This is a genomic window from Streptomyces sp. NPDC020747 (assembly GCF_044334695.1).
Taxonomy (GTDB): domain Bacteria; phylum Actinomycetota; class Actinomycetes; order Streptomycetales; family Streptomycetaceae; genus Streptomyces.
Genome location: NZ_JBIRTJ010000001.1, coordinates 280,958 through 296,745, shown reverse-complemented (window position 1 = coordinate 296,745; position 15,788 = coordinate 280,958). Strand labels below are relative to the sequence as shown.

Here is a 15,788-nt window from a genome sequence, read left to right as displayed (position 1 = left end):
CCTTTTAGGGGCGCGGGGAACTGCGCGCCCAGCCACTCCAACCCGCAGGCACAACACACCCCCGCCCCAGCCCCCTCCCGCTCAAGCCCCGCAGGGCCCCGTACTCTCCCGCGAGATCAACCGCGGCACCGGCACCCGCACAGCCCGCGTCGGCCCCCCGTCCAGCAGGGAGGTCAGTTCCTTCGCGGCCGTCCGGCCGAACTCCACCGTGTCGCGGGAGAGCGCCGAGAGCCACGGCTTGACCATGCGGCAGAGCGCCGAGTCCTCCCAGGCGACGACCGAGACGTCACCCGGTACCGAGAAGCCCAGCTCCGTCGCCGCGGCGACTCCTGCGACGGCCATCACGTCGTTGTCATAGATCAGCGCGGTCGGCCGCAAACCGCCTTCCGTAACGCCGCTCTCCACAACGCCGCCTTCCAGGACCCGGCGCGTGACGGCGGCACCCTCCGCGTCCGAGTAGTCCGTGGTCACCGAGCGCACCTCGGCGAGCCCGCGCCGCTCGGCCTCGGCGCGCAGCGTACGGATGCGGCGCTCGGTGTGCGCGAGGCCGGGCAGGCCCGCGATGTGCACGATCCGGCTGTGCCCCAGCGCGGACAGCTCGTCCACGACGGCGGCCATCGCGCCGGCGTCGTCCGCCCAGACGGTGGACAGACCCGGGTGCCGCGCGTCCGGCGCACCGCCGATGACCACGGCGGGCAGTCCCAGTTCGTCGAGCAGGTCAGGGCGTGCGTCGTCCGTCCGCGGGTCGACCACCAGCACCCCGTCCACGCGGTGCTCCGCCCACCAGCGCCGGTACACCGCGCACTCGTCGTCGATGTCCTCGACCACCTGGAAGAGCAGGCCGAGATGACGCTCCGCCAGGACTTCCTGGATGCCGGAGATGAGCTGCAGGAAGAACGAGTCCACGCCCAGCGTGTCCGCGGGTCTGGCCAGGACGAGACCGACCGTCGCCGCGCCCTCGCCGGACAGCTGGCGTGCCGCAGTGCTGGGCCGCCAGCCCAGTTGCTCCGCGACCCGGCGCACCCGGTCCCGGGTGATCTCGGAGACCCCCGGCCGGTCGTTGAGCGCGAAGGAGACCGCGCTCTCGGAGACCCCGGCGCGCTGCGCGATGTCCTTCATCGTCGGCCGGCGCGCGGGAGACCGCTTGGCTGGCAACCTTGCTCCCCATTTCATGAAGCCGTGCTCATTGAAGCCCTGCTCAGTGAAGCCGCACCCAATGGAGCTCCGTACTAATGCGCTTGAGCCAGATCACTCTAAAGCGCATTAGTGATCGGCTGCAAGAGGCGACGCACAAGACCATGACCTGGCCTTATGTCCAGCTAATGAATTTAGCGAGGCGGAATCCATTGACTTCCCCACCGGGATGGATGCAAGGTCTGCCCGTCACCTCTGACCCACACCGTCGCAAAGGAGCCCGGTCACCGTGCGCATGCCTCGCAGAGCACTCGCCGCCGCTGTCGTCGCCCTGGTCCTGCCGCTCAGCGCCTGCGGCTCCGGAGGTGACGAGGGCGGTTCCACGGACGCCTCCGGCAAGGTCGAGGGCGACATCACCTTCCAGACCTGGAACCTGAGGGCCAACTTCAAGCCGTACTTCGAGGGCCTGATCGCCGACTTCGAGAAGAAGTACCCCGGCACGAAGGTCAAGTGGGTGGACCAGCCCGCCGAGGGCTACGCCGACAAGATCAGCGCGGACGCGGCCGGCGGCACCCTGCCCGACGTCGTGAACGTCTCGCCGGACCTCGTCGCCCCGCTCGCCAAGGCGGGCCTCGCGCTCGACCTGGACAAGTCCGCCGCGAAGTACAAGAAGGAGTACCTGCCGGGCGCCTGGGCGAGCCACGAGATACCGGGCATGGAGGGCACGTACGCCTTCCCCTGGTATCTGAACACCGGCCCGCTCTTCTACAACAAGTCGCTGTTCAAGGAGGCCGGCCTGGACGCCTCGAAGCCTCCGAAGACGTACGACGAACTCTTCGACGACGCGCTGGAGCTGGCGGACAAGAGCGACGGCAAGGTCGCCACCCTCGCGAACGTGCCCACCATCGAGGACTTCGGCCGCTACGGCGTCGAGCTGATGAACAAGGAGGGCACCGCCTTCGCGTTCAACGACGCCAAGGGGGTCGAACTCCTCACCAAGTACAAGGAGTTGTACGACGCCAAGGCGCTCGACTCGCAGGCGCTGACCGCGACCCCGGAGTCGTCCGGCAAGAAGTTCCTGACCGGGGCCGTCGCCATGAACCCGGGCAGCGCCCTGGACCTCGGCAACTTCAAGAAGCAGGCGCCGAACCTCTACAAGAACATCGGCATCACCGACCAGATCACCAGCACCGGCAAGGTCAACATGTACGTCATGGGCGTGATGGTCAACGCCCAGACGAGGCGGACACCGGCCGCGGTCGCCTTCGCGCACTTCGTCACCGACGCACAGAACCAGATGTCGTTCGCCAAGAAGGTCGCGATCTTCCCGAGCTCCGCCGGTTCGCTGGACGACCCGTACTTCACCGAGGAGGACGACACGGACGAGACCCGCGTCCGGATCGCCGCCGCCAAGTCCCTGAAGAACGCGGTCAATTACACGCCGGTCCTGCTCAGCGAGCAGATGAAGACCGAACTGCGGAACTCAGTCGCCAAGGCGCTGCAGGGCAAGGTGAGCCCCCAGGAAGCTCTCGACAACGCTGTCAAGGCGTGCGACCGGCTGCTCAAGCAGCAGGGCTGACCGACATGGCGAGTTCTTCCAGCACCGCGACCTCCAAGAGCGCTTCCTCCGGCATCGCATCGGCCGGCACCGCGCGGGTGCGGCGCCAACTGCCCACCAGTCCCTGGCTGTTCGCCGCCCCGGGGCTGCTGGTCGTCGGCATCTTCATCCTGTATCCCTTCGTCTCGACGCTGGTCAACGCCTTCACCGACCGCCGGACCCTGATCCCCGGCGAGTTCGTCGGCCTGGCCAACTTCCGGGAGCTGCTGCACGACGAGATGTTCTGGATCGGCCTGCGCAACAGCACGCTGTACGTCCTCGGGGTGGTCCCCGCGCTCGTCCTGCTGCCCCTGCTGCTCGCACTCCTGGTCCAGAAGAACATCCCCGGCATCGCCTTCTTCCGGTCGGCCTTCTACACCCCGGTCGTCGCGTCCATCGTCGTGGTGGGACTCATCTGGGTGTGGCTGCTCGACGAACGCGGCCTGGTGAACTCGCTGTTGGAGACGATCGGCGTCGGCAGGATCGGCTTCCTCAGCGACCAGTGGCTGATTCTGCTGAGCGCCATGGCCGTCACGGTCTGGAAGGGCCTCGGCTACTACATGATCATTTATCTGGCCGCGCTCGCCAACGTGCCGCGCGAGCTGCACGAGGCCGCGTCGGTGGACGGCGCGGGCGCCATCCGCCGCTTCCTCACCGTCACCGTGCCCGCCGTCCGCTCCACCATGGTGCTGGTCGGCGCGCTCTCCTCGGTCGCCGCCTTCAAGGTGTTCTCCGAGGTCTACCTGATGGCCGGCCCGGACGGCGGCCCCGCCGGCGAGGACACCACGCTCGTGATGCTCGTGCAGCGCACCGGCACCGGCCTGACCGGCCGCGTCGGCTACGCCTCCGCCATCTCGGTCGTCGTCTTCGTCGTCACCGTCGCGCTGATGCTGCTCGTGCTGCGCGCCGACCGGAAGGAGGACGCGTGAGCGTCGCCGAGAAGGTGCGCGAGGCACCGGCCGCCGTGGAGGCGGCGCCCCGCCGCAAGCGCGTCACCGACGAGCACGGCCGAAACGTCCGGGTGTGGGAACTCGCCCTGCGCTACCTGCTGTTGATCGCCGTCCTCGCGCTCACCGTCGGGCCGTTCGTGTGGCAGCTGTCCACCTCGCTGAAGGGCCCGACCGAGGACATCTTCAGCTCGCCGCCCAAGTTCCTGCCGAGCGAACCGACCCTGCACAATTACGAACGGGTCGCCAAGACCATTCCCGTGTGGGACTACGCGTTCAACTCGCTGAAGGTCGCCACCGCCAACGTCGTGACGAACTGCGTCGGTTCGGCGCTCGCGGGCTATGCGCTGGCCCGGCTGCGTTACCGCGGACGCAAAGTGGCCACGCTCGTGTTCATCTTCGCGATGCTCGTGCCTTTGGAGGGCATCATCATCGCCCAGTTCACGACGATGCGTGAGCTCGGTCTGAACAACACCCTCGTCGGGGTCGTCCTGCCTGGCTGCATCGGCGCGATGAACGTCCTGCTGATGCGCAACGCGTTCCTCAACCTGCCCTACGAGATAGAGGAGGCGGCCTACGTGGACGGGGCGAACGTCTGGCAGCGGTTCCTGCGGATCGCCCTGCCCTCGGTGAAGGGCACCCTCGCAGTCGTCGCGATCTTCGCCTTCATGGGCGCCTGGGACGACTTCCTGTGGCCGCTCATCGTGCTCAGCGACCCGGACAAGTTCACCCTGACCATCGGCCTCAACTACCTGCACGGCACCTTCGCCAACGACGAACGGCTCGTCGCCGCGGGCACGATCATCGCCGTGGCACCGCTGATCGCCCTCTTCGCCTGCCTCCAGCGGTACTTCTTCCGCGGTGTCGGCGAGGGCGCGGTCAAGGGCTGACCCCGGCAACCACGGGTTCACCAGCCCACACCACCACGGGCACGCCCGTCCGTAAGGCCCCACACCCCCACGTACGCACCCCAGAACCAGGACTCCCGCATGCCGCCTTCTGTCGTGCGCTTCGGCGTCAACTACACCCCGAGTGAAGGGTGGTTCCACCACTGGCTGGACTTCGATCTCGACTCCGTACGGGCCGATCTCGACTCCATCGCCGCGCTCGGCCTGGACCACATCAGGGTCTTCCCGATCTGGCCCTACTTCCAGCCGAACCGTTCGCTGATCCGCCCGCGGGCCGTCGAGCAGCTCGTCGACCTCGCGGGCGCGGCGGCCGAGCGCGGCCTCGACGTCAACGTCGATGGTCTGCAAGGGCACTTGTCCAGTTTCGACTTCCTGCCCGCGTGGACGCAGACCTGGCACCGACGCAGTCTCTTCACCGACCCCGAGGTGGTCGAGGGGCAGGCGGAGTACCTGCGGACCCTCGCGGCGGCCCTCGCCGACCGGCCCAACTTCATCGGTATGACCGTCGGCAACGAGGTCAACCAGTTCTCGGCGGGCCCCCATCCGGACCCCGACCGGGCGGATCCGGCGCAGATCGACGCCTGGCTGGAGCGGATGCTCACCGCCTGTGAGAAGGGCGCTCCGGGCAAACTGCATCTGCACGCGGAGTACGACGCGGCCTGGTACCAGGACGACATGCCGTTCACCCCGGCCCAGGCGGCCCGGCGCGGCGCGGTGACCGCCGTGCACTCGTGGGTCTTCAACGGCACGGCCCAGCGGCACGGACGTACCGGAGTCGCGACCGAACACCACGCCGCCTATCTGATCGAGCTGTCCAAGGCATGGGCCGACGACCCGTCCCGCCCGGTCTGGCTCCAGGAGGTCGGCGCACCGGCGCCGCTGGTTCCCGCCGAACACGCCGCCGCCTTCACCGAGGCGACCGTCGCGAACGCGCTCGACTGCACCGACCTGTGGGGCATCACCTGGTGGTGCTCCCACGACGTGTCCCGCGATCTCGCCGACTTCCCCGAACTCGAATACGGGCTGGGCCTGTTGACCAACGACCGCCGCCCCAAGGACAGTGCACGGGCGCTGGCCCGCATGGCCGGCTCGGCGCGCGAGCACACGTACGCGCCCAAGACCCGCACCACCGCGCTCGTCGTCCCCGACAGCCCCGCCGGCCGCTCGCTCTGCGCGCCCGGCGGACCCGTCTTCGAAGCGTTCTTCCGGCTCACCGCCGACGGCGCCCGCCCGGCCACCGTGCTCGCCTCACGCGCGGACGACGAGGAACACCTCGCCGCCCGTGGCATCACCGAAGTCGTCACTCCCGATCAGGTTCCGTAGACCCCCACAAGAACTCCCACAAGGAGACACTTGCTCGTGAACCCCACCAGACGCACCGTCCTGCTCGCCGCCGGCACCGGGGCGGCAGCCGCGCTGCTCCCGGCCTCACCCGCCACCGCCGAGCCGAGCGCCGCCGCGGCACTCCAGCCGTACGCGTCCTACTGGTACCCGGACTCGTTCCCCTCGGGCTCCCCGGGCGCAGGCATCACCTGGCGCAGCCTCAAGGCATGGAGCGCCGGTACGGACACCGACCTGGCGTTCAACGCGGCGTCCGTGCCGCTCGCCGCCCGCTTCACCCCGACACCGGCGAACACGACGGCCCGCTCGGGCCAGGCCCGTATCCAGTCCCTGGTCTCCTTCGGCCCGACCGCGAGCAACCCCTCGCAGGGCGCGGCCAACGCCGACTACTACGCCCTCACCCACTGGTCGTACCTCGACGAGCTGGTCTTCTGGGGAGGCTCCTCCGGCGAGGGCCTGATTCTCGCCCCGAACGCGCCGATCGTGGACGCCGCCCACCGGCACGGCGTGCCCGTTCTCGGCAATGTCTTCCTGCCGCCCGCCGCGTACGGCGGCCAGCTGCAGTGGACCCGGGACCTGGTGCAGAAGGACGCGTCCGGGCACTATCCGCTGGCCGCGCAGCTCGTCGCGGTCGCGGAGGCGTACGGGTTCGACGGCTGGTTCGTCAACGCCGAGACCAGTGGCGGGAACGCCGCCCTCGCCACCGACATGCTCGGCTTCCTCACCGAGCTCAAGACGCTCGGCACGGCGAAGGGCCAGCGCGTCACCTGGTACGACTCCATGACCGTGAGCGGCTCGGTGAGCTGGCAGGGCGCCCTCAACAACCAGAACAGGGTGTTCTTCCAGGCCGCCGACTCGATGTTCGTGGACTTCCGCTGGTCGTCGAGCAGCCTCGCCTCCTCGGGAACGGCGGCCCAGCAACTCGGCCGCAGCCGTTACGAGTTGTGGGCGGGCGTCGATGTGGAGGCCAACGGCTGGAACCGCTCCGTGAGCTGGGACGCGATGGTGCCCAGCGGCTCGGCGCACGTCGTCTCGGTGGGCTTCTACCGGCCCGAGTGGACCCGCAACCACCTGCCCGCCGGGCGCACCCCGGGCGATTTCCACGCGGCCGACGACCGGTTCTGGACCGGACGGTCGCTCGACCCGGCGAAGCCCGACGCCACCGACACCTGGCGGGCCCCAGCCGTCTCCGTCGCCGACCGCTCGACGGTGACCTCGGTCCCCTTCGCGAGCACCTTCAACACCGGCCACGGACTGCGCTGGTACGAGGACGGCAAGGTGACGTCGACCGCCGCCTGGAACCACCTCGGCCTCCAGGACCGGCTGCCGTCCCGGCGCTGGGTCGTACGCACGACCGGCGCCCGACCCGCCGTCACCTTCGACTTCGCCGACGCCTGGAGCGGCGGCAGCAGCGTCCTGGTCGCCGGCGCCCTCGACGCGCCCGCCACCCTGGACCTGTACGCGACCAGGCTGCCGATCGGCGAGGACACGGTCGTCGAGCTGACCCATCGCGCCGACTCGGGAGACGTGACGGTCGAGCTGGCCGTCGCCACCGCCGAGCCGTCGGGCCCCGGCCAGCCCTACGCGTACACGTACTTCCCGGTCACCACAGGGAGCGGCTGGGGGACATCGACCGTACGGCTGACCGGTCTGCCGGCGGGCGCCACGGTGCACGGTCTCGGGGTCCGGCTCACCGGGTCGGGCGGCGCCGTGAAGTGGCGGCTCGGCGGACTCGCCGTCCGGAACCAGGCCGCCCAGAGCCCGTCCGTCCCGGCCGACCTGAGCATCACCGGCGCCACGGGAGGCGACCTGCGCTTCGCGTGGCGGGCCGTCCCCGGCGGCGTACGCCACTACACGCTGCACCGGGTCCTGCCCGACGGCACCCGGCGCTTCCTCGGCGGCACCGCTCAGCGGGCCTTCTTCGTCGGCGGATTGACACCGGAAGGCGGTGAGTCCACGGCACGGTTCGAACTGCGGGCCGTGGGGGAGCTTTACACCGCGTCAGCCCCCGCTACCGTCACACACACCTGGTGACCGCCGACCAGGTGGTCACCGTCGAAAGCCGGTGTTGACCACCGACACCGAGCAGCAACCCGCACAACGGAGTTACGGAGCACCTCACATGCATGACGACCGCAGCCTGGTCGAAGCCCGCCTCAAGCGTGTGCTCGACGAGCGCATACGACCCGCCGTGTACCCCGAGTCGGTACCACTGGAAGTGGCGGTGTGGCACGCGCCCGGCGAGCCGGTTCCGGTCGACGAGGGGCTGTCCGCCCCGGTCGAACCGATCGAGGCGGGCGCGCGGTGGGGTGCTCCGTGGGGCACCAGCTGGTTCCGGGTGACCGGGACCGTGCCCCAGGAGTGGGCCGGGAAGACCGTCGAGGCGATCCTCGACCTCGGCTTCGACGAGAACATGCCCGGCTTCCAGTGCGAGGGCCTCGTCTACCGGCCCGACGGCACGCCGGTGAAGGGCCTGAACCCACGCAACCAGTGGGTGCGCATCGGTGCCCCCGTCGAGGGTGGCGAGGAGGTGCGGCTGCATGTCGAGGCCGCGTCCAACCCCGTCATCCTCGACTACCACCCCTTCCGGCCCACGCAGTTGGGCGACAAGGAGACTGCGGGCAGCAAGCCGCAGTACAAGCTGGAGCGCATGGACCTCGCCGTCCTCGACGAGACGGTGTGGCAGCTGGTCATCGACCTGGAGGTGCTCGGCGAGCTGATGGCCGAGCTGCCGGTGGAGTCCGCGCGCCGCTGGGACATCCTGCGGGCGGTGGAGAAGGCTCTCGACGCCGTCGACCTGCAGAACGTGGGCGGCACGGCGGCCGCGGCCCGCACGCACCTCGAAGGGGTGCTGTCCGCCCCCGCCGTCCCCTCCGCCCACCGCATCAGCGCGGTCGGCCACGCCCACATCGACTCGGCATGGCTGTGGCCGCTGCGCGAGACCGTACGCAAGGTCGCCCGGACCACCTCCAACATGACCGCCCTGATCGAGGACGAGCCGGACTTCGTCTTCGCCATGTCGCAGGCCCAGCAGTGGGCCTGGGTGAAGGAGCACCGGCCCGAGGTGTGGGCGAAGGTCAAGAAGGCGGTGGCCGACGGGCGGTTCGTGCCGGCCGGCGGCATGTGGGTCGAGTCGGACACCAACATGCCGGGCTCGGAGGCGATGGCCCGTCAGTTCGTGCACGGCAAGCGGTTCTTCCTCGACGAGTTCGGCGTCGAGAACGAGGAGGCGTGGCTGCCCGACACCTTCGGCTTCGCGGCCGGACTGCCGCAGATCATCAAGGCGGCGGGCTCCAAGTGGCTGCTGACGCAGAAGATCTCGTGGTCCCAGACCAACAAGTTCCCGCACCACACCTTCCAGTGGGAGGGCATCGACGGCACGCGGATCTTCACGCACTTCCCGCCCGTTGACACGTACAACTGCTCCATGAAGGGCAGTGAAATCGCCCACGCGGCAAACAACTTCAAGGACAAGGGTGTCGCCCGGCACTCCCTCGCGCCGACCGGCTGGGGCGACGGCGGCGGTGGCACGACCCGCGAGATGATCGCGAAGGCGGCCCGGCTCCGGGACCTCGAAGGCTCGGCGACCGTGGTCTGGGAGACCCCGGAGAAGTTCTTCGAGAAGGCGGAGGCCGAGTACCCCAACGCCCCTGTGTGGGTGGGTGAGTTGTACCTGGAGTTGCACCGGGCGACCCTCACCAGCCAGGCGAAGACCAAGCAGGGCAATCGGCGCAGCGAACACCTTCTGCGTGAGGCCGAGTTGTGGGCGGCGACCGCGGCTGTCCGGACCAAGTTCACTTACCCGTACGAGGAGTTGGACCGCCTCTGGAAGACGGTGCTGCTTCACCAGTTCCACGACATCCTGCCCGGCTCGTCCATCGCGTGGGTGCACCGCGAGGCCCGTAAGACGTACGAGGCCGTCGCCGAGGAGCTGAACGGCATCATCGGCGCCGCCCAGCGTGCGCTGGCCGGTGAGGGGACGGCCGCCCTCGCCTTCAACTCGGCGCCGCACATCCGCGACGGGGTGCCCGCCGGCGGAGCGCGGACCCCGGTCGTCGGCGGCGAGTGCACGCTCGTGCCGCGCACGGACGGCGGCTATGTGCTGGACAACGGACGGCTGCGGATCGAGGTCGACGAGCGCGGACTCGTGGTCTCCGCGTTCGACCTCGCCGCGGACCGCGAGACCCTCGCGCCCGGCAAGGCGGCCAACCTGCTCCAGATCCACCCCGACTTCCCCAACATGTGGGACGCCTGGGACGTCGACGAGTTCTACCGGAACACGGTCACCGACCTGGTCGACGCCGACGAGGTCGCCCCCGGTGACGACGGCGTCTCGGTCCGGATCGTACGGACCTTCGGGGCGTCGAAGGTCACGCAGGTGCTGTCGCTCGCGCCGGGGGAGTGGCGGCTCGACATCGGCACCGAGGTCGACTGGCACGAGACGGAGAAGTTCCTGAAACTGGCCTTCCCGCTGGACGTGCACGCCGAGCGGTACGCGTCCGAGACGCAGTTCGGGCACTTCTTCCGGCCGACGCACACCAACACGTCATGGGAGTCCGCCAAGTTCGAGGCCTGCAACCACCGGTTCGTCCACATGGAGGAGCCCGGCTGGGGCGTCGCGGTCGTCAACGACTCGACGTACGGCCATGACGTGACGCGTGCGGTGCGCGACGACGGTGGTACGACCACCACGGTCCGCGTCTCGCTGCTGCGCGCCCCGCGGTTCCCCGACCCCGAGACCGACCAGGGCGTCCACCGCTTCCGGCACGCGCTGGTGCCCGGCGCCGGGATCGGTGACGCGGTGCGCGAGGGCTGGCGGATCAACCTGCCCGAGCGGAAGGTCGTCGGCGGGGCCTCGGAGGTCGCGCCCCTGGTGGCCGTCGCTCAGGACGCGGTCGTGGTCACCGCGGTGAAGCTCGCCGACGACGGCAGCGGTGATGTGGTCGTCCGCTTCCACGAGTCCCGCGGCGGCCGCAGCCGAGCCACGCTCACGGCGGGCTTCGATGTCGAGGCCGTCACGGTGACGGACCTGCTGGAACGGCCGCTGGCCGACGCCACCGCCCCGGAGCGGGACGGCAACAGGATCACCCTGAAACTCCGCCCGTTCGAGCTGGTGACGCTGCGGCTCAAGCGGGCCTGACCCCTTCAGGGGGCGCAGCCCTTGAGGGGCTGCGCCCTTCAAGGGGCGCGGGGCTGTATCGATATGCGGCTCCTCCCCCACTCTCGGCTTCGCTCGAGCGGGGGGACCCCCATCGTGGGCGCGACCAGCCCCCACCGGCCCGCAGGTTGATCATCTCGGACCCGGTTCCAGCCCTACGGCTGGAGCTGGGTCCGCAACCACTGCTCCACCTCACCCACATGCGCGGCGGCAGCCGCCCGCGCGGCCTCCGGATCGTGGGCGACCAGCGCACGATGGATCGCCGCGTGCTCACGGCGCGTGCGCTCGAACGCGCCCTCCTCCTGGTAGCCGCGCCAGACCCGGGCGCGGAACGTGCGTGAGGAGAGCCCCTCCAGGATGGCCGCCATCGTGTCGTTGCCCGCGGCGACCCCGATGGCGCGGTGGAACGCCAGGTCGTGGGAGAGGATCTCCTCCGGGTCGTCCGTCGCGTTCATGGCCGTCAAGTGCTTCTCGACCTCGGCCAGTTGGTCGGGGGTGATCCGTGCGGCCGCGAGCGCCGTCGCCGTCGACTCCAGGATGCGCCGCACTTCGAGCAGCTCGACCAGCCGCGGCCCCCGGGAGAGGTCCGCGACCACTCCGAAGGTCTCCAGCAGGTCCCCGGCCTCCAGCTGCGTGACGTAGATCCCGGATCCGTGCCGGGCCTCCAGGACGCCCAGGACCGTGAGCGCCCGGATCGCCTCGCGCATCGAGCTGCGCGAGATGCCCAGCTGGGACGCCAGATCCCGCTCGGTCGGCAGTCGCGCGCCCGGCTCCAGACGGCCCTCGCCGATCATCGCCTTGATCTGGTCGATCGCGCGCTGCGTCACGGTCCCCTTCTGCGGGGCGGCCGTCGTCCCCTGGGGCAGGCTCTCGTCCACGCCATGTCCTCCTGTCGCCGGGTGCGCCGCAGTCTAACCACTCAGGTGGTCGGACCACTACGTATGAAAACCAGGGAAAAATGCGGTCCAGGGGTGTTGTCGGGGGGAAGTGGTCTGATAAATATGCCTGGCACCCGCTCGATCACGCTCAACGAGGAGCCGAAAGATGGCCGGCAGAACAGTGCGGTACCGGAACGGGCGAAACACCTCACGGGCGATACGTGCGGCGGCTGCGGCCGCCTGCGTCGCCCTCGCGCTCACGGCATGCGGCAGCACCAAGGACAACGTCGCCTCGAAGGACGACGGCGGAGGCGACGGCAGCGGCAAGGTCGGGGTGATCCTGCCCCTGCTGACCTCGCCGTTCTGGCAGTCGTACAACGACTACGTACCCAAGATGGCGAAGACCGAGGACGTCGACGCCCTCAAGACCGTGAACTCCAACAGCGACCCGTCGCAGCAGATCACGGACATCAACAACCAGCTCAACCAGGGTGTGAAGGGCCTCGTCGTGGCGCCCCTGGACAGCGCCGCGATCTCCGCCGGCCTCGACCAGGCCGAGCGCAAGGGCGTGCCCGTGGTCGCCGTGGACGTGGCGCCCGAGAAGGGCAAGGTCGCGATGGTCGTACGCGCCAACAACGTCGCGTACGGGGAGAAGGCCTGCGAGTTCCTCGGCAAGGAGAACCCCTCCGGCAAGGTCGTGCAGATCATGGGCGACCTGGCCTCGGTCAACGGCCGGGACCGCTCCGAGGCCTTCCGGGCCTGCGCCAAGGAGAAGTTCCCGAAGCTGAAGGTCCTGGAGATCCCCGCCAAGTGGGAGTCCGACACGGCGGCCTCCAAGCTGGACACCCTCCTCAACGCCAACCCGGACATCAAGGGCATCTACATGCAGGCGGGCGGCGTCTACCTCGCGCCCACGCTGCAGACCCTGAAGTCCAAGGGGCTGCTGAAGAAGGCCGGCGAGAAGGGCCACATCGCGATCGTCTCGAACGACGGCATCCCGCAGGAGTTCGACGCCATCCGCAAGGGCCAGATCGACGCCACCGTCTCGCAGCCGGCCGACCTCTACGCCAAGTACGGCATGTACTACATCAAGGCGGCGATGGAGGGGAAGACCTTCAAGCCGGGTCCGACCGACCACGACTCCGAGATCGTCAAGCTGCCCAGCGGCATCCTCGAGGACCAGCTGCCCGCGCCGCTGGTGACCAAGGAGAACGTCGACGACCCCGAGCTGTGGGGCAACACGGTCAAATGAGCACTCCACTCGTTGAGGCGCGGGGCATCGCCAAGCGGTACGGTCCCACGGTCGCCCTCGCCGACGGCCGGCTGACCGTGCACGCGGGCGAGTCCCATGCCCTCGTCGGCCGAAACGGCGCGGGCAAGTCCACCCTCGTCACCGTCCTCACCGGCCTCCAGGCCCCGGACGAGGGCACGGTCAGCTTCGACGGTGAGCCCGCGCCCGCGCTCACCGACCGGGACGCCTGGCGGCGCAAGGTGGCCTGCGTCTACCAGAAGCCCACCGTCGTCCCCGAGCTGACGGTCGCCGAGAACCTCTTCATCAACCGGCAGCCGCAGGGCCGCGGCGGCTTCATCAGCTGGCGCAGGCTGAAGACCGAGGCCGCCGAGGTCCTCGACACCTGGGACGTCCACGTCGACCCGGAGGCCCGGACCGCCGACCTCAAGGTCGAGGACCGCCAAATGGTGGAGATCGCCCGGGCGTTGAGCTTCGGCGCCCGGTTCATCGTCCTCGACGAACCGACCGCCCAGCTCGACAACCGGGAGATCGAGCGCCTCTTCACCCGCATGCGCGCGCTCCAGGAGTCCGGCGTCACGTTCCTGTTCATCTCGCACCACCTCCAGGAGGTGTACGAGGTGTGCCAGACCGTGACGGTCCTGCGCGACGCCCGCTGGATCACCACGGCCCCGGTGGCCGAGCTGCCGAGGGCGTCCCTTGTCGAGGCCATGGCGGGGGAGTCCATCGCCGCCGTGGAGGAGAAGGCCTCCCGCGGCGACGTGGACGCCGGCGCGCCCGTCGTCCTCGAAGCACACGGGCTCACGTCGGATTCGTACGAGGGCATCGACCTCACCGTGCGCGGTGGTGAGGTCGTCGGCCTCGCCGGATCCAGCGGCAGCGGCAAGATCGAGCTGGCCGAGTCCTTCGCGGGACTGCACACGCCGACCGGCGGAACTGCCCAACTGGAGGGCAGGCAGCTGCCGTTCGGCGATGTGACGGCCGCCCTGCGCGCGGGGGTCGGCTGCGTACCGCGCGACCGGCACGGGCAGGGTCTCGTCTTCGGCATGACCGTCGGCGACAACGCCACCATGAGCGTCCTGGACCGACTCGGCCGGTACGGCTTCGTCGGCACCGACCGCAAACGGGGCTTCGCCGACGAGCTGATCGACCGCCTCGACATCCACACCCAGGGGCCCGACCAGCCCGTGTCCGACCTCTCCGGCGGCAACGCGCAGAAGGTCGTCATGGCCCGGGCCCTCGCCTCCGAGCCCCGGCTGCTGGTCCTGATCAACCCCACCGCGGGCGTCGACGTGAAGTCCAAGGAGTCCCTGCTCTCCCGCATGGACTCGGCCCGCGACGACGGCACCGCCGTCCTCGTCGTCTCCGACGAACTCGACGACCTGCGCCGCTGCGACCGCGTCCTCGTCCTCTTCCACGGCCGCGTCGTCGCCGAGCATCCGGCGGGCTGGCGCGACCACGAGCTGATCGCCTCCATCGAAGGAGTGGACCACCATGGCTGACACGAAGGCCCCGTCGGCCTCGGCCTCCACCCCCCTACGGCCGCTGAAGAGCAAGGCCGACGCCAAGGCCGTACTCCTGCGCAGGGCACGCGAACTCGCCCTCGTACCAGCTCTGTTGCTGTTGCTCGTCCTCGGTGCGTTCGTCAACGACGCCTTCCTCACCGAGCAGAACATCATCTCCATCCTGGGCGCCTCGGCAGCCCTGGCGATGGTGGTCCTCGCCGAGTCGCTGGTGCTCATCACCGGCAAGTTCGACCTGTCGCTGGAGTCGGTCGTCGGCATCGCGCCAGCCGTCGGCGCGCTGTTGCTGCTGCCCGCCGCACAGTCGGGCTGGGGCACGGAACTCCCGGCGTGGCTCGCCCTGCTCGCGATCCTCGTGGTGGGCGCGGTCATCGGCGGCTTCAACGGCATCCTCGTGGTGAAGCTCAAGCTCAACGCGTTCATCGTGACGCTCGCGATGCTGATCATCCTGCGCGGCCTGCTGGTCGGCGCGACCGAGGGCAAGACACTCTTCGGCATGCCCGACGCCTTCTACACGCTCGCCACCACCACCTTCCTGACCGTTCCCATCTCGGTCTGGCTGGCGGCGGCGGCGTTCGGCGTCGCCGGGTTCTTCCTCAAGTACCACCGTCTGGGGCGTGCCCTGTACGCGATCGGCGGCAACGCCGACGCGGCCCGCGCGGCCGGCATCCGTGTCGAGCGCGTGATGCTCGGCGTGTTCGTCGTCGCCGGGACGCTCGCCGCGGTCGGCGGACTCATGCAGACCGGCTACGTCGGCGCGATCAACGCCAACCAGGGCCAGAACATGATCTTCACCGTGTTCGCGGCCGCGGTCATCGGCGGCATCAGCCTCGACGGCGGCAAGGGCACGATGTTCGGCGCCCTGACCGGCGTCCTGCTCCTCGGCGTCGTCCAGAACCTGCTCACCCTCGCGCAGGTTCCGTCCTTCTGGATCCAGGCCATCTACGGGGGAATCATCCTGGTCGCCCTGATGATCGCCCGCGTGACCACCGGCCGGGCTCAGGACTGAGCCAACGCCTCGCGACCGTCCCAAGTACCGGACCGAAAGGCCCT

At 69.6% G+C, this 15,788-nt stretch carries 11 protein-coding genes; 9 read left to right on the top strand and 2 right to left on the bottom strand.

Going from position 1 to position 15,788, the window contains the following annotated elements; genetic code table 11:
- Positions 1-81: 81 nt before the first annotated feature.
- On the bottom strand, positions 82-1,155 hold the full coding sequence (locus ACH4YP_RS01275; protein ID WP_398488797.1) for a LacI family DNA-binding transcriptional regulator: 1,074 nt from the start codon (positions 1,153-1,155) through the stop codon (positions 82-84).
- A gap of 274 nt (positions 1,156-1,429) precedes the next feature.
- On the opposite strand from ACH4YP_RS01275, the gene ACH4YP_RS01270 reads away from it, so the two are divergent.
- The 6 genes from ACH4YP_RS01270 (at position 1,430) to ACH4YP_RS01245 (ending at position 11,067) form a co-directional block, all read left to right on the top strand.
- On the top strand, positions 1,430-2,713 hold the full coding sequence (locus ACH4YP_RS01270) for an ABC transporter substrate-binding protein (RefSeq protein WP_398489434.1): 1,284 nt from the start codon (positions 1,430-1,432) through the stop codon (positions 2,711-2,713).
- A 5-nt stretch (positions 2,714-2,718) separates the two neighbouring features.
- A complete protein-coding gene (locus tag ACH4YP_RS01265) occupies positions 2,719-3,660 on the top strand; it encodes a carbohydrate ABC transporter permease (RefSeq protein ID WP_398488796.1) in 942 nt (313 codons plus the stop codon).
- The gene (locus tag ACH4YP_RS01260) at positions 3,657-4,568 is read left to right on the top strand and encodes a carbohydrate ABC transporter permease (protein WP_398488794.1); all 912 of its coding nucleotides are present in this window, start codon (positions 3,657-3,659) and stop codon (positions 4,566-4,568) included. Before ACH4YP_RS01265 ends, ACH4YP_RS01260 begins: the two co-directional genes overlap by 4 nt.
- A 114-nt stretch (positions 4,569-4,682) precedes the next feature.
- Entirely contained in the window at positions 4,683-5,909 is a 1,227-nt protein-coding gene (locus ACH4YP_RS01255; protein ID WP_398489432.1) for a glycosyl hydrolase, read from the top strand.
- A 36-nt stretch (positions 5,910-5,945) separates the two neighbouring features.
- On the top strand, positions 5,946-7,961 hold the full coding sequence (locus ACH4YP_RS01250; RefSeq protein WP_398488793.1) for an endo-beta-N-acetylglucosaminidase: 2,016 nt from the start codon (positions 5,946-5,948) through the stop codon (positions 7,959-7,961).
- Between the two features lie 88 nt (positions 7,962-8,049).
- Positions 8,050-11,067: an alpha-mannosidase gene (locus ACH4YP_RS01245; protein ID WP_398488791.1), complete on the top strand. Its 3,018-nt coding sequence runs from the start codon at positions 8,050-8,052 to the stop codon at positions 11,065-11,067.
- 173 nt (positions 11,068-11,240) lie between these two features.
- On the opposite strand, the gene ACH4YP_RS01240 is transcribed toward ACH4YP_RS01245, so the two are convergent.
- Positions 11,241-11,963, bottom strand: a complete 723-nt coding sequence (locus ACH4YP_RS01240; RefSeq protein WP_361059993.1) for a FadR/GntR family transcriptional regulator — start codon at positions 11,961-11,963, stop codon at positions 11,241-11,243.
- A gap of 166 nt (positions 11,964-12,129) precedes the next feature.
- Here ACH4YP_RS01240 and ACH4YP_RS01235 point away from each other — a divergent pair, with 166 nt between their 5' ends.
- From ACH4YP_RS01235 to ACH4YP_RS01225, 3 genes are read left to right on the top strand one after another with little or no spacing between them, the layout of a single operon-like run.
- Complete coding sequence (locus ACH4YP_RS01235; RefSeq protein WP_361059990.1) at positions 12,130-13,215, top strand: sugar ABC transporter substrate-binding protein; 1,086 nt, start codon at positions 12,130-12,132, stop codon at positions 13,213-13,215.
- A complete protein-coding gene (locus ACH4YP_RS01230) occupies positions 13,212-14,714 on the top strand; it encodes a sugar ABC transporter ATP-binding protein (RefSeq protein ID WP_361059987.1) in 1,503 nt (500 codons plus the stop codon). Before ACH4YP_RS01235 ends, ACH4YP_RS01230 begins: the two co-directional genes overlap by 4 nt.
- A complete protein-coding gene (locus tag ACH4YP_RS01225; protein ID WP_398488790.1) occupies positions 14,707-15,744 on the top strand; it encodes an ABC transporter permease in 1,038 nt (345 codons plus the stop codon). The genes ACH4YP_RS01230 and ACH4YP_RS01225 overlap by 8 nt, the downstream gene beginning before the upstream one ends.
- Positions 15,745-15,788 lie beyond the last annotated feature (44 nt).